The organism is Peribacillus sp. B2I2, from assembly GCF_041261685.1.
Taxonomy (GTDB): Bacteria; Bacillota; Bacilli; order Bacillales; family DSM-1321; genus Peribacillus.
Genome location: NZ_JBGCCB010000001.1, coordinates 698,712 through 711,529, shown reverse-complemented (window position 1 = coordinate 711,529; position 12,818 = coordinate 698,712). Strand labels below are relative to the sequence as shown.

General features: G+C 39.4%; 14 protein-coding genes. 9 read left to right on the top strand and 5 right to left on the bottom strand.

Annotation, left to right across the window (positions count from 1 at the left end; all coding sequences use genetic code 11):
- Positions 1-180 precede the first annotated feature (180 nt).
- Complete coding sequence (locus tag ABIE66_RS03560) at positions 181-1,239, top strand: DUF2157 domain-containing protein (RefSeq protein WP_370013876.1); 1,059 nt, start codon at positions 181-183, stop codon at positions 1,237-1,239.
- The gene (locus ABIE66_RS03555) at positions 1,232-1,768 is read left to right on the top strand and encodes a GDYXXLXY domain-containing protein (RefSeq protein WP_289323732.1); all 537 of its coding nucleotides are present in this window, start codon (positions 1,232-1,234) and stop codon (positions 1,766-1,768) included. The genes ABIE66_RS03560 and ABIE66_RS03555 overlap by 8 nt, the downstream gene beginning before the upstream one ends.
- Before the next feature lie 88 nt (positions 1,769-1,856).
- On the opposite strand, the gene ABIE66_RS03550 is transcribed toward ABIE66_RS03555, so the two are convergent.
- From ABIE66_RS03550 to ABIE66_RS03540, 3 genes are all read right to left on the bottom strand, one after another.
- Positions 1,857-2,336 carry a C40 family peptidase gene (locus tag ABIE66_RS03550; protein ID WP_289323731.1) on the bottom strand — a complete coding sequence of 160 codons (480 nt, stop codon included), beginning with the start codon at positions 2,334-2,336 and terminating at the stop codon, positions 1,857-1,859.
- 198 nt (positions 2,337-2,534) lie between these two features.
- Positions 2,535-2,807 (bottom strand): phage holin, encoded by a 273-nt coding sequence (locus ABIE66_RS03545; protein WP_289323730.1) that lies wholly within the window; start codon positions 2,805-2,807, stop codon positions 2,535-2,537.
- 206 nt (positions 2,808-3,013) lie between these two features.
- Positions 3,014-3,193: a hypothetical protein gene (locus ABIE66_RS03540; protein ID WP_370013875.1), complete on the bottom strand. Its 180-nt coding sequence runs from the start codon at positions 3,191-3,193 to the stop codon at positions 3,014-3,016.
- Between the two features lie 182 nt (positions 3,194-3,375).
- On the opposite strand from ABIE66_RS03540, the gene ABIE66_RS03535 reads away from it, so the two are divergent.
- Positions 3,376-3,657 (top strand): hypothetical protein, encoded by a 282-nt coding sequence (locus ABIE66_RS03535; protein ID WP_370013874.1) that lies wholly within the window; start codon positions 3,376-3,378, stop codon positions 3,655-3,657.
- A 149-nt stretch (positions 3,658-3,806) separates the two neighbouring features.
- On the opposite strand, the gene ABIE66_RS03530 is transcribed toward ABIE66_RS03535, so the two are convergent.
- Both ABIE66_RS03530 and ABIE66_RS03525 read right to left on the bottom strand, forming a co-directional pair.
- A complete protein-coding gene (locus ABIE66_RS03530) occupies positions 3,807-4,976 on the bottom strand; it encodes an LL-diaminopimelate aminotransferase (protein ID WP_370013873.1) in 1,170 nt (389 codons plus the stop codon).
- Between the two features lie 69 nt (positions 4,977-5,045).
- Positions 5,046-5,939: a TIGR01777 family oxidoreductase gene (locus tag ABIE66_RS03525; RefSeq protein WP_289323724.1), complete on the bottom strand. Its 894-nt coding sequence runs from the start codon at positions 5,937-5,939 to the stop codon at positions 5,046-5,048.
- 574 nt (positions 5,940-6,513) lie between these two features.
- Between ABIE66_RS03525 and ABIE66_RS03520 the strand changes: the two genes are divergently transcribed.
- From ABIE66_RS03520 to ABIE66_RS03495, 6 genes are all read left to right on the top strand, one after another.
- Positions 6,514-6,927 carry a GNAT family N-acetyltransferase gene (locus tag ABIE66_RS03520; RefSeq protein ID WP_289323723.1) on the top strand — a complete coding sequence of 138 codons (414 nt, stop codon included), beginning with the start codon at positions 6,514-6,516 and terminating at the stop codon, positions 6,925-6,927.
- A 579-nt stretch (positions 6,928-7,506) separates the two neighbouring features.
- Positions 7,507-7,977: a DinB family protein gene (locus tag ABIE66_RS03515; protein ID WP_289323722.1), complete on the top strand. Its 471-nt coding sequence runs from the start codon at positions 7,507-7,509 to the stop codon at positions 7,975-7,977.
- A gap of 607 nt (positions 7,978-8,584) precedes the next feature.
- Positions 8,585-9,169 carry a YjgB family protein gene (locus ABIE66_RS03510; protein ID WP_289323721.1) on the top strand — a complete coding sequence of 195 codons (585 nt, stop codon included), beginning with the start codon at positions 8,585-8,587 and terminating at the stop codon, positions 9,167-9,169.
- A 227-nt stretch (positions 9,170-9,396) separates the two neighbouring features.
- A complete protein-coding gene (locus ABIE66_RS03505) occupies positions 9,397-10,977 on the top strand; it encodes an S-layer protein (protein ID WP_370013872.1) in 1,581 nt (526 codons plus the stop codon).
- A 313-nt stretch (positions 10,978-11,290) separates the two neighbouring features.
- Positions 11,291-12,115, top strand: coding sequence for an amino acid ABC transporter substrate-binding protein (locus tag ABIE66_RS03500; RefSeq protein ID WP_370013871.1), 825 nt, complete (start codon positions 11,291-11,293; stop codon positions 12,113-12,115).
- Positions 12,099-12,803 (top strand): amino acid ABC transporter permease, encoded by a 705-nt coding sequence (locus ABIE66_RS03495; RefSeq protein WP_289317971.1) that lies wholly within the window; start codon positions 12,099-12,101, stop codon positions 12,801-12,803. The genes ABIE66_RS03500 and ABIE66_RS03495 overlap by 17 nt, the downstream gene beginning before the upstream one ends.
- Positions 12,804-12,818: the final 15 nt, after the last annotated feature.

Below are 12,818 nucleotides of genomic sequence, written 5' to 3'. Positions count from 1 at the left end.
AACACCGAACAATACATCTTATGTAAATAATTTACCACACGGTATTGTTTATTGCAAGGTACTGAAAATATTTTTTTGGTCTTACATGCATTCCAATTAGGGTAGAAGAAAATTAACATTATATTCAAAGCTGCAAGAGAATACGATGTATAATAGTAAAATGTGGAAGGAGGAGTTACTTTGGCCAACAAAGAAATAACGAAAAAGCAATTCGAGTTTCTTGAACATGAATTTAATTACCTTGAAAAGGAAGGAGTCATCTCCCAGCAAGAGAAAGTGAGGATGTTAGGTTCCTATGATATAAAAGGTAATTTGAGCTTCATCACTATTCTATTATCCATTGGGGCACTTCTTTTAGGTTTAGGCATATTGACCTTCGTAGCCAGTAACTGGATCTATTTAAGTAAAGCGGTTAAATTCCTGCTTATCATTGCATGCCTCATCGGAGTGAATTTTGCTGGCGTGAAGGTGCAGGTACGCTTTCCCAAAACGTCACGAAGTCTGCATTATGCAGGTATTCTGATTTTTGGTGCAGGAATTTTTCTAATCGAGCAGATGTTTAATATTACCATCAATTTCAACAGTTCCTTTTTATTATGGGCGATCGGAACGGTATTCATTGGATACTATTTGAAGGATGTCTTCATCCTCCTTTTTACATCTTTCCTGCTTTTCATTTATATTAACGGAAGTATATTCGCTGATGAAACGTCTTATCCGCTTGCCATTCTTATATTTCTACCGGCTTTATACATTTTGTTAAAGAAATTCGATTACCCTAAATATCTGACCTTTTTCATTAACGCTTTAGCCATCAATACAATTGCCTTATTTCTTATGGAATTCGTGCCGAAGCTGGATGTTGAAAATTCGAATACGATTGTGCTTTCTATTCTGTTTGTACTGGGAATCGTGCTTGCCTATATTCCTGTAAGAGCCAAATTACAAAACATCACCCACATACAAGGGCATATCTTACATGGTATTACGGCACTCTTCCTAACCTTTGATTTTTCAATCTGGTTCCCTTTAGCTTATTTCGTTTTTCTGCTTTATCTCATTCTAAAAGGCAGTTTGACCAGCATCGTGATAATATGTGCACTGATTTTCAGATATTACATCTACTCCTTTGACTTCCTGCCAAAATCGCTTACATTCATTATCGGTGGAATCATGCTTATCGGTTTTGGCTTCTTCTTTGAAAATCAACGAAAAAAGGGAGGGGAACTCAATGAATAATCCATCATTCCGTCCACTCTTCATATTTTCCATTCCAGTCTTGATTCTGTTAGTCTTGGCGATTCCTCCGGTCTGGACAACAATGACAGGAGATGTAATCAAAATCAAAACAGCCCCGGTTGATCCGACTGACTTATTTAGGGGAAGCTATGTGGCTTTGAAATACGAAATTGAATCCGTTAAACCATCCCAAGTCGATGACTCGATTAAAACCGAGTTCAATACAAGGAAGATGGGTGATTATAAAAAGGTATATGTACGTTTAAAACAAAACTCTGATGGACTATACGATGTTGATTACGTAACGAAAGAAAAACCCGCCAAAGGCGTTTACCTAAAAGGGGAATTGGAAATCCCATATGAGCTTCAAAATGCGGAAACCATACAGATCAGATACGGTCTGGACAATTATTTCGCATCCGAAGAAAAGGCAAAAGAGATGGAGAAGGACGCATTGGCCAATCCTTCAGTGGCCGTGGTAAAGGTCCGTAATGGCAATGTTGTTTTAACGGATATCATCATTGAATGAATGACCCCCGGATATGACTAGCAAAAAGAGCATCGGATTTTCGATGCCCTTTTTTTTGCTCGACTTTTTTCATATGAAAATCAGCTTGTTACTTAATGACTCGTTTTGCCCCTATATATTTTTCTTTCCAATACTTATCACTCATTTTGACCACCTTGACCCCTTTGGTGGTGGTCCCGACAAATGTACCATTTCCATAATAGATTCCTACAAAAGAGACCTGCCCTTTCTTACCGGTGGCATAGAAGACCAAATCACCCGCTTTTAAGTCTTTTTGTTTCAAAGCCTTTCCTATTTTATACTGTTCGGCACTCGTTCTTGGAATCTTCATTTCTGTCGCGGCATTTTTATATACATACTGGGTAAGACCGCTAGCATCAAATCCTTTTGGTGTCGTCCCCCCATATTTATATTTGCTCCCCACCTGCTTCTTTGCCAAAGCGGCAACTTCATCACCATAATTGATAGAGGCTGAAGCATTAGCCGGACTGAATATGAATGCCGCCATCAATGCTCCAATTAATACTATGGCTGCAAGCCATTTTGAAACTGGTAAACTATAACTCATCCTTTTTCCTCCCCAAACTGAAAATGAACCACAATTTTAAATGTATGTTGCCTTTCGGTTTTCAGACCAAAAATCATTTTTTAATTCGTTCATCATAATCTTTGCAAAAAAACAAATAACCAGAGATCGCCGGTGTGTAACTATTCCGGTGTTCTCTGGTGAATTCTACTCTTCAGTAGATGAAAGAATCGAGGCCCATTATTTAGGCTCCTCGTATTTTCTAGCATTCTCACTGTCACTTATACCTTTTGTGGTATGATCGACCACACCGCCGACCCCAAAGAATGTAAGCGCTATGAAGTTAATGATGCCCAAAGCCCCGTTCAATGCATCATCAGTAATGGTAAAGCCTATAGGGGTAATGAAATTGTTTATGAATGCGGCAACCATCTGCGCCAATATTAAAAGCCCAGGAAGGAGTACCGTGAATATAAACGTCGGGTTCTTAAGACGGACTCTCCAGTTGATCATTGCTTTTCCCCCCTCTCTATCATATTAAGCCCACTTCATTGAAGATAGTTACGGACTTGCTATATATTATGCGGCTTGTCCTTTTTACGTTCGGATATTCCATTAATAATCTATCTCGCTAGTTTCCCATAAACATAAAAAAGCCCATCCGAGGATGGACCTTCTCTTAAACATAAAAGTAGTTTTAGAAAAAGCTAGAGAGCGCCTTACTTTAACAAGTAAGTAACAACCTCCTCAAGGTCTAAATACTCCTCAGCGTGCCAGTTGATTCCTTCCTTCAGAAAATAAGCTTCTGCCTCTATAGGCGAATTGGAAGTCACCGTCCGCAAACCTTTTCTCTCAATCTCCCCCGAATGGATACTGGCGGCAAATCCTCTGCCATCCAAAACCGTTTATACTGCTGAGCCAATTTATCCTTTTCGAATTCACCTATCATTTGCCCCCGGTTTATAAATATGAGGTAATCGGCAAGCCTGCGGATATCCTCCGATTTTAATTACGAAAAATGTAAATAGCAGGAACTCCCAAACAGGGAATCCATAAATGATTGAGGAGGTGTAAAGTAAGGATGAAAAAGTATCTACTTTCCACGATTTGTTTCTTATTGATATTCATGATATTGCAAGTATTAACCGGACTGATTCTAGCTGCTGCTTATGACCCGGATTTCTCGGGAACAGGTCAGATCGGCGGTACATTATCCCATGAGGCCATTTTTGTTCAACGTTCGCAAATGCCTTTAATGATACTTGCTGCAATCTCTGCTGCATCAGCTAATTTCATTTTAAATAAAATCACGAAAAAATATTTAAGCGGGAGAAAGCAAAAAGAAAGAACGTTCGATCCGTGATCGAGCGTTCTTATATCCTGAACATATTGAATGAAAGTAAAGAAAACGATAGGCATGATAGATGCTTTTCATATTTGAATGAGATTAAATCCTTAGAGTTATTTAATACTCGAACCTTCACTTTTCCTTTCAACTGCTAGAATTTTCACTCAATTCCCCTTCAAAAACCATCGAATCCGTTCAGCAGCTTCCGTCAATCTCTCAACCGGTTGGACCAAAGCCATCCGGACATACCCTTCACCCTGCTTCCCGAAAGCATCTCCGGGGACGACTGTAACCCCTGCTTTTTCGATCAATGCATAGGAAAAATCGCGTGATTTCCACCCAGCTGGAATTTGGGCCCAAATAAACATCGTGGCTGAGGTTTTCGGGACATGCCATCCCCCATCGGCAAGGCCTGATATCAAGGCGTCTCGACGGGACTCGTATTCCTTAACCTGATCGGATAGCAGCGAAAGGTTGGAAGTAAGCGCCATTTCGGCAGCTTTTTGGATAGGATAAAAGACCCCATAATCGATGTGTGATTTCAAAGTTCCCAGAATGTTCAGCGCATCGCGATTGCCGACCGCATACCCAATGCGGCATCCGGCCATATTAAATGTTTTGGAAAGTGAATTAAATTCAATTCCTACTTCCTTGGCACCCGGAATGGACATAAAACTAATTTGTGGATGATTATCAAAAATCAACTCAGAATAAGCAAAATCGTGAACCACCAAGATTTCATTCTTTTCCGCAAACGATATGACTCCTGAAAAGAAAACTTCATCAGCAAGGGAGGTGACAGGATTTCCTGGATAACTGATGATCATCATTTTCGTTTTTTGCACTATTTCATCCGGAATTTCGTTGAGCTGGGGGAGGAATCCGTTATCGGCAGTAAGCGGCATCGGATGAATGATTCCGCCGGCAAGCTCTACACTCGCTTCATAAATTGGATATCCCGGATCTGGCACCAGCACATAATCTCCCGGGTTTATCATCGCCGTTGCCAAGTGTGCAAGTCCATCCTGGGATCCCATCAGTTGAAGGACTTCCTTTTCTGCATCCAGCTCCACTCCATACCGCTGCTGATAAAAATAACGGACTGCTTCATGGAACTCAGGCGTACCTTTTAACGTATACCCGTAGGAATTTGGATCCTTCGCATATCTCACAAGCGTTTCCACTACAAAATTAGGCGGTGGTAAATCCGGACTTCCTACACTCAAATCGATAACATCCATCCCTCTTTTCATTGCTTCCTGCTTGCGGGTAGCCAACTCTGAAAATATCCCTGTTGTGAATCTTCCGACTTTTTCAGATGGAGTCATATTCATTTATGATTCCCCTCCATTATTGATCTTTTATCTATCATTATAGCAATCAATCTCCGGTATTTTATACCCTTAATTAGTGCTCCTCAGTATCTGTTCAAGTGCTTCTTCAAGATGATGGAATTTAAATGCATACCCTTCCTTTTCCAACCTCTCAGGTATGACCCAGCGGCTTTTTAATATCAATTCCGTTTCGGTCCCCATAAAGAAAGCCCCCATTTCAAGCATGGGTGTTGGGCATGGCATTCCTATCTTTTTATTCATGATTTTTCTCAAATGGGCCATTAATTCGCGATTTGTAACTGGATGCGGTGAAGAACAATTGAATACCCCGCTCAATTCCTCATTCTTTCTCAAAAAAAGGACAATATTAAATAAATCTTCTATATGTATCCAACTGAATTTCTGATTTCCTGATCCTTGATGGCCTCCCAGGCCGAATTTAACCAAATTCCTATAAGGGGTCATCACTCCCCCATCGCCCAATACAATGGCGATCCGTAAAGCAATTTGTCTCGTCTTGGGTAATTGGAAATCGAAAAATGAGCGCTCCCATGCTTTAGCTACATCAACGGAAAAGCCTGAACCGATCACACCATCCTCTTCCGTCATTGGTTTATCTTCAGCATGCCTGTATATCGTTGCCGTACTTGAGTTTATCCATAGTGAAGGTGGATTTTCACATTGTTCGATCGCCTGTCCGAGCACTTCAGTCGTATCAGTTCGTGAATCCAATATTTCTTGCTTATTCTTGACATTATAGCGGCAATTGACCGTTTTTCCTGCTAAGTTGATTAACATATCCGAATTATCGATCGTTTCCCTTATTCCTTCTTTATCTTCCCAGCCAATATGAGGGGTTTGCCTGGAGATGATCCTTACCTCATACCCCAAATTCCTGAAATGCCTTTCAAAGTATTGACCGACAAAACCAGTCCCGCCCGCTAAAACCACTTTCTTCAGCATATAACCAACCCACTTTCTCTTATGAGTTAATAGTACGAATAATAACCAGTGACACCCTTTTTTGTGAATTAATTCACAAAGATTATACCATATTATTACATTGATTGGTAGCACGAATACATAACATACCGCTGAGCAATAATTGATGAACTTGTCCAAGCAAAAGGGAAAATTACACATAAATTAGTAATGTGGAAAATTATAAAACAAAGGGATGATTTCAGTGTCAAACAAAAAACTAAGAAGAACTGGTAATTCCGGAACTGGTAATTCTGGAACTGGCAATAGCAGCCGTAGGACTGCCTTGAGAAGAGTCTTAGAAAATTTTTTAAACAATAATAGAGGTACTTCAATCAAGGAACCCACTTCTATCAAGGAACCTACTTCTATCAAGGAATTTGAAAGGGATTAGAAGGATGCTTTTTTGAAATTAACAGGGAATCCCTTTGGACTATTCTAAAGGGATTCCCTGTTAAAATACTGTTTTCTGATTTTTGGTTATGTATTTACATGTACCAGCTATATATTTCTAGTGAATAACTGTTATATCTAATAGAGATAAGGAGAAGTTATGATGTATTTTTTTCGAGACTGGAAACCTAAAAAAGATATAAAGAAATTAACTGATATTACGGTAAAAAATTTTCGGGTTTCGTCTGATAAAGCGAATGAAATTTTGCAAAAGTCACACAAGGTACTTGTGATTTGTAATGATAAAGGTAAAGTAGTGGGGTTTCTTTGTTATAATCTTTATTTATATAAAGTTGCTCATATTAATTATGTAATCCTTGACAAGAAATATAGAGGAAAGGGAATTCTGCAATCCCTTTTACCAGAATTAGTAGCATATGTGAGAAAAAAAGGAATCCTTGTAGTGTCCGGTTTTGTGAACAAAAATAACCCTGAAGCATTGCAAAAGTTTAAAGGCCTTGGATTTAAACCGATTTTAATTTATCATGATGACATTCTAATTCAATCCCTGATTTAAAAAGGGCCTCCTGCCCCTTATAGCGTAAATAAGAAGAAAAATCGATTAATATACATTCTGCTTTACCATTCATTAACTGGAATTCTCTGTCTGGTACTAATAAGGAATAGAGGATTACCCCGAATATATGAATCTTTTGTTATTCCCTGCAATGAAAAACTACGGAAAGAAATCGCCTGTAAATTCTACATGGATTCATAGGCATTTTCCCTGTAGTCTCTTCGACCATTTAATACCCTATCATGATCTGACCCTCTCTAGGATGCTTCATTGAACTGCCCTTTTCTACATGTAGTCACGTACAATTCAATAGAATGAAACCATCCGCCCGTATGTCTTACCTTGTCTTGATATTTGAGTTCACATTAAAAAGGTCAACCAGTAAAAGCTGGTTAACCATATCATACGATTATCTTCATTGAATAAAACAGGAGCGGTGCTGCACATATTAGAAGAAATACGCAATGATTTTATACCTCAACAGAATGTAAATTTTTTTCTATATTTTCAAAATCACCCCATATCTTCAGCGCTCATTCGTGTATAGTGATTGTATACCTGCTTAAAGGGGAGATAATTATGAAATCGATAGAACTAATCATCTTAAATATGGAAGAGGTTAGAAGAAGAAACATTAAACTATGGACTTCAATACCTAAAGACACACTCCATTGGAAACCAGACGACAAGGCAATGAGCTGTTTAGAAATGGTTAGACATGTCCTTGATAGTGAGCATTACTATCATTTATCTATTAAAAATCAAGGTAGCTTACCAGTTTACGAATCACCATTTGAAAAACAGCCACTTATCTCTGTAGAAGCGGAATTAAACTTTGCCGAACCTTACAGGCGTGATTTTTTGGAAACAATAGTATCCTTTAGCGAAGACGACTTATCCAATATTAAAATTGATCGCTCTAATGTAGGATATATCAGGGATTTAGGAGACATGTTGCTAAGAATCGCTTATCATGAGTCTGTACATACTGGTCAATTATTGGACTATTTAAGAACTGCTGGAGTTCCTAGAATTAGTGTTTGGGATTAACAGCATCATCTTCAAAGGGTGTTTCACATGGTGAAGCACCCAGACTGTAGGCAAACTCAATGAAAATCGAGTTTGCCTACAGTTTTTTTATTGCTTGTACAATTTGGACGTTGATTTCCGCTCCAGGCACTCGGGAGCCTCCTCGGCGCCTTTGCGCCTGCGGGGTCTCCCCCTGGACGCGCTTTTCCCGCAGGAGTCTCGCACCTTCCGCTCCAATTTACTTAGTTTTAACTTTTAGATAGAACCCTTTTGCCTAAAGTCTTTATTGTTTTAAAATAGAATTATTTGAACTTGAGGTGATGAGGATGCTTGCTAAACATGATTCTAATCAGCGAGATCAAATTGAAATGATTACTTTAAATCAACTGGTGCCGCAGACCGCAAAAGTTTTATATCGGAAAAGATAGTAACACCTGGAAATAAACATGAGAGTCAAATCTTAGAGCCACTTGTTGAACAAGTGATTGAGAAAGTTGGAAAACCGGAAGCAGATGCAACTTATAAATTCCCTGATGCTACACCATAATCAAACAATCCAATAGATCACCAAGAGAATGTTTCACGATTAGGAAATTGTGGAAAATAAATGATATAGGAGGGATAAGAAATGTTATCTAAAAAACCAGCGGTCAGAATGGTTAGCGCGGTTATTCTAACCAGTACTCTTTTAGGGGCGGGTGCTTCATTTTCAACAGAACCGATTGAGGCTGCTTCCACTATGGATTCCACTTCTGGCATAGCTAAGGAACACGCTCTTACCACCTTACATGAAATCTACAACAAAGCTTTTTCAGGAGAGATGCCTTATACTGCCAAGGGTTTGAAAATTAGTGAAAACACCCAAAAAGAAGTATATGAGAAATTTGGTTCCCCCCCAGAACCAGGTAACACTGATGAAACATTTGACTATTACCATGCAGAGATGGGACACCCAGGATTTGCATTTGCCTATAACGATGACAAGACCATCTCACAAATCCGATATTTTGGGACAAATGTAGAACGGGACCATAATCTAGGAAACATCACACCTAAAGTTATAGGGAAACAACTCGGCAGCGCTGACGAAATACGCCATATTTCCAGAACGAATGAAATCAACTATATTTACAAGACAGGAAATTATGAACTACAATTCATTGTCGGTGAAGATCAAACTGTAGATCATATCAATTTACTCGAAGCTAAATAATATTTACGGCAAAATAGTCGTTGCAGGTTGTAGAGAAGGAATATTTTCTCTACAGCCTTTTTTGTTTCCAGCCCCTTCTATCACTTTCAACCTCCCAAAATACAGAATGGAATCAGAACCGATCATTCCATTTACAAAAACCATACTCCCCCCAAACGAGTTCTTAATATTTTTACAATAAAATTAGCTTGTTCAATATTATTTCAATATTAGGAGATGTCGGAAAGATGATTAATAAGTTCAGGGCATTCACAGTATCGGTTGTAAGCATAGCCATCCTTTTTCAAGGTCTTCCCGCGGTTGCTGCAAAAGATCCAGAAGACAATCAACCTGGAGGCAGATGGATAAAGGGCGAATATCATGCCCATACCACTCAGTCAGATGATGCCGAGGGATCACAGAGCCTTGAAAGCTTGCTAAATAACGCATTTGAAAAGTACGGCATGGATTGGATGGGAATTTCCGACCACTTGAGGATGTCTTCAAGGGATGATGAGGGAAATTTGATTCCGGGCGGGCCGATACCGCTATCTCAGGGAATCATTCAATATCAAGCCCCGAAAATGGAACAACTTCAAAAAGAGGGAAAATTTAAAAATAAAGTCATCTTTTCAGGCTTTGAATGGGACATGCCCAAATACGAGCACGTCGGCATAGGCATTTTGGGAGATCAGCCGGGATCACCTAAAAGTCTGAAAGCTGGCAATCAATTTGAATATCTGTTCACCAACCAGGATGAAAAGATGTTTGATCCTGTGGATGTAGACGTCTGGAAAGCACAGGATCAAAGAGCCAATAAGACACCCGGGGATGCTCGAACAGCATTGGTATGGCTTGAGAAAAATTATAAGAATACAAGTTATGCCATATTGAACCACCCATCAAGAAAAAAGGTGTACAACATATCTGATTTTCGCGACTTCAACAATATCGCCCCGAATGTCATGTTCGGATTTGAAGGTATGCCAGGTAACCAGATGGAGCCAGATAGAGGCGGTTTAAATCTGACAACACCCGAAAATCGGACCTATGGCGGTTCCGATTACATGCTTGCTAAGGTAGGAGGGGCATGGGATGCGCTTCTTGGGGAAGGTCGTAAGTTCTGGACCTTTTCCAATTCGGACTCCCATTTTGAAATCAGTGAAAACCGGCTATACTCCAGCGGTTACTGGCCAGGAGAATATTCGAAAAATTACACATGGGTAAATGGTTCATCGATGCAATCCGTCCTTAATGGAATGCGATCTGGAAAATCCTTCTCCGTTTTTGGTGACTTGATCGATGCCCTTGATTTCCAAGCTGAAAACGGAAACAACAAGGCAGATATGGGCGGGGAACTTAAAGTGAAGGAAGGACAGAAGGTCAAGATTACCATCCGATTTAAGAGCCCCAAAAAGAACAACAACGGGGACCCCGTTAAGGTGGATCACGTGGATTTAATTTCCGGGGAAGTAACTGGAAAAGCAATGCCTGGAACACCTGCTTATAATAAAGCTACCAATGATACGACAAAAGTGGTTAAACGCTTTACAAGTAAAGACTGGAAAACCGATGGCGACGGTTTTCATGCCATCACTTACAAAGTCAAAGCGAATAAGGATCAATATTTCCGTTTGCGAGGGACGAATCTAGGGGTAAATGTCTCTGGAGAAACGATTGACGGTGAACCGCTGATTGATACAAAGACTGAAATCGAGGATAACGAAACGCGTTTTTCAGAAATAAACAAACGTAACTATAAAGACCTTTGGTTCTATTCGAACCCTATTTTCGTCAGCGTAGAGGATAAAAATCATGATAAACACTAAGTTAATTAATATTCTGCAATAGTTCTGGACGGTCCAAAAAAAGCCTCTCATCCACTTAGTTAATAATCGACGTGGATGAGGGGCTTTTTGTCCCCTTAGATTCTTAATGATCCCTTCCCTTTCTTTAAAATCCTTCCTCGGATAACGATTATCTTTCTTTTAGTATTATTTCACTTCAATGCGTGAAAATCCGTATAATTCACCAAGTTTCATTAACACTAATCATATAAGTTATTTTCATTGACTTTTTTCCTTTTCTTGTATAGTATCACAGAGTATCAATCCCTATCAGATTACTAGGAGGTTTACCCAAATGAAAAAAATGGTTGCACTTTTATCGATATTGTTAGCTTTCACGGTTGTACTTACCGCTTGTGGTACCAATACAAAAAATGAGGCAAACGATACCGACAATAAATCTTCTTCACAAGAAAATCTATATGATAAAGTTAAAAACGATGGCGTATTAACAGTTGGAACAGAAGGTACATACCCTCCTTTCACATTCCACGATGATTCAGATAAACTAACGGGGTTTGATGTTGAAATTGCTAAAGAAGTGGCAAAACGCCTTGGAGTGAAAGCTGAATTCAAGGAAACACAATGGGACGGCATGTTTGCAGGATTGGATGCTAAACGTTTTGATATGATCGCAAACCAAGTGGGCATCGATGAAGACCGTCAAAAAAAATATGATTTCTCTGACCCATATATTCAATCCGGAGCCGTATTGCTTGTACACAAAGACAATTCGGATATTAAATCCTTTGATGATTTGAAAGGTAAGACCTCTGCACAATCTTTAACGAGTAACTACAATGATCTAGCTAAATCACATGGTGCTGAAGTTACCGGTATTGAAGGATTTTCTCAATCTGTACAGCTTATTGGTTCTAAACGTGTAGATGCGACGATCAATGACAAATTGTCGTACCTTGATTATAAAAAGCAACACCCTGATGCACCTATCAAAGTCGCTGATGAGGAAGAAAGCGGAGTCGCCAGTGGTTTAATGTTCAGAAAAGACAGCGGCAAATTAGTGGAAGAAGTAAACAAAGCATTAAAAGCAATGAAAGACGACGGCACGTACGCAAAAATCTCGGATAAATGGTTTGGTGAAGATGTTTCTCCTAAGTAATATTTTCACCGACCCCGAGCGTATGGACCAGCTTGTTTCCATCGCTCAAACCTCCCTCTATCCGATGATAGAGGGAGCTATTCAATATACAATTCCACTAACGCTAATTTCATTTGTTCTCGGCCTTATTCTCGCTGTACTCACAGCATTAGCTAGATTATCTTCCATTAGGATCTTTCAAATAATTGCGCGAGTATATGTGTCAATCATCCGCGGGACACCATTACTTGTGCAATTATTTATCATTTTCTATGGACTTCCAAATTTAGGTGTAACCATCAGTCCTTTTATATCGGCTATTATCGGATTCTCATTAAGTGTTGGAGCATACGCTTCTGAAATTATAAGAGCGGCCATTTTATCCATACCTAAAGGACAATGGGAAGCGGGCTATTCGATCGGGATGTCATATACCCAAGCTTTAAAGCGGATTGTCTTGCCGCAAGCAGCGCGTGTATCCGTTCCCCCATTATCAAACACGTTCATTAGCCTTTTAAAAGATACATCGCTTGCATCACTCATTCTTGTAACGGAATTATTCCGTAAAGCTCAGGAGATCGCTGCAAAAAACTATGAATTTCTACTACTTTACATGGAAGCGGCTGCTTTATATTGGATTTTGTGTACCATTTTATCCTTCATTCAAGGAAGTTTAGAAGACAGACTCAATCGTTATGTAGCAAAATAAGAACCGCAGTAGTAG

Coding starts and splice junctions, on each gene's coding strand:
- ABIE66_RS03555 (WP_289323732.1), top strand. CDS start 1,232: ATGAATAATCCATCATTCCGTCCACTCTTCATATTTTCCATTCCAGTC.
- ABIE66_RS03550 (WP_289323731.1), bottom strand. CDS start 2,336: ATGAGTTATAGTTTACCAGTTTCAAAATGGCTTGCAGCCATAGTATTA.
- ABIE66_RS03545 (WP_289323730.1), bottom strand. CDS start 2,807: ATGATCAACTGGAGAGTCCGTCTTAAGAACCCGACGTTTATATTCACG.
- ABIE66_RS03535 (WP_370013874.1), top strand. CDS start 3,376: ATGAAAAAGTATCTACTTTCCACGATTTGTTTCTTATTGATATTCATG.
- ABIE66_RS03530 (WP_370013873.1), bottom strand. CDS start 4,976: ATGAATATGACTCCATCTGAAAAAGTCGGAAGATTCACAACAGGGATA.
- ABIE66_RS03525 (WP_289323724.1), bottom strand. CDS start 5,939: ATGCTGAAGAAAGTGGTTTTAGCGGGCGGGACTGGTTTTGTCGGTCAA.
- ABIE66_RS03520 (WP_289323723.1), top strand. CDS start 6,514: ATGTATTTTTTTCGAGACTGGAAACCTAAAAAAGATATAAAGAAATTA.
- ABIE66_RS03515 (WP_289323722.1), top strand. CDS start 7,507: ATGAAATCGATAGAACTAATCATCTTAAATATGGAAGAGGTTAGAAGA.
- ABIE66_RS03510 (WP_289323721.1), top strand. CDS start 8,585: ATGTTATCTAAAAAACCAGCGGTCAGAATGGTTAGCGCGGTTATTCTA.
- ABIE66_RS03505 (WP_370013872.1), top strand. CDS start 9,397: ATGATTAATAAGTTCAGGGCATTCACAGTATCGGTTGTAAGCATAGCC.
- ABIE66_RS03500 (WP_370013871.1), top strand. CDS start 11,291: ATGAAAAAAATGGTTGCACTTTTATCGATATTGTTAGCTTTCACGGTT.
- ABIE66_RS03495 (WP_289317971.1), top strand. CDS start 12,099: ATGTTTCTCCTAAGTAATATTTTCACCGACCCCGAGCGTATGGACCAG.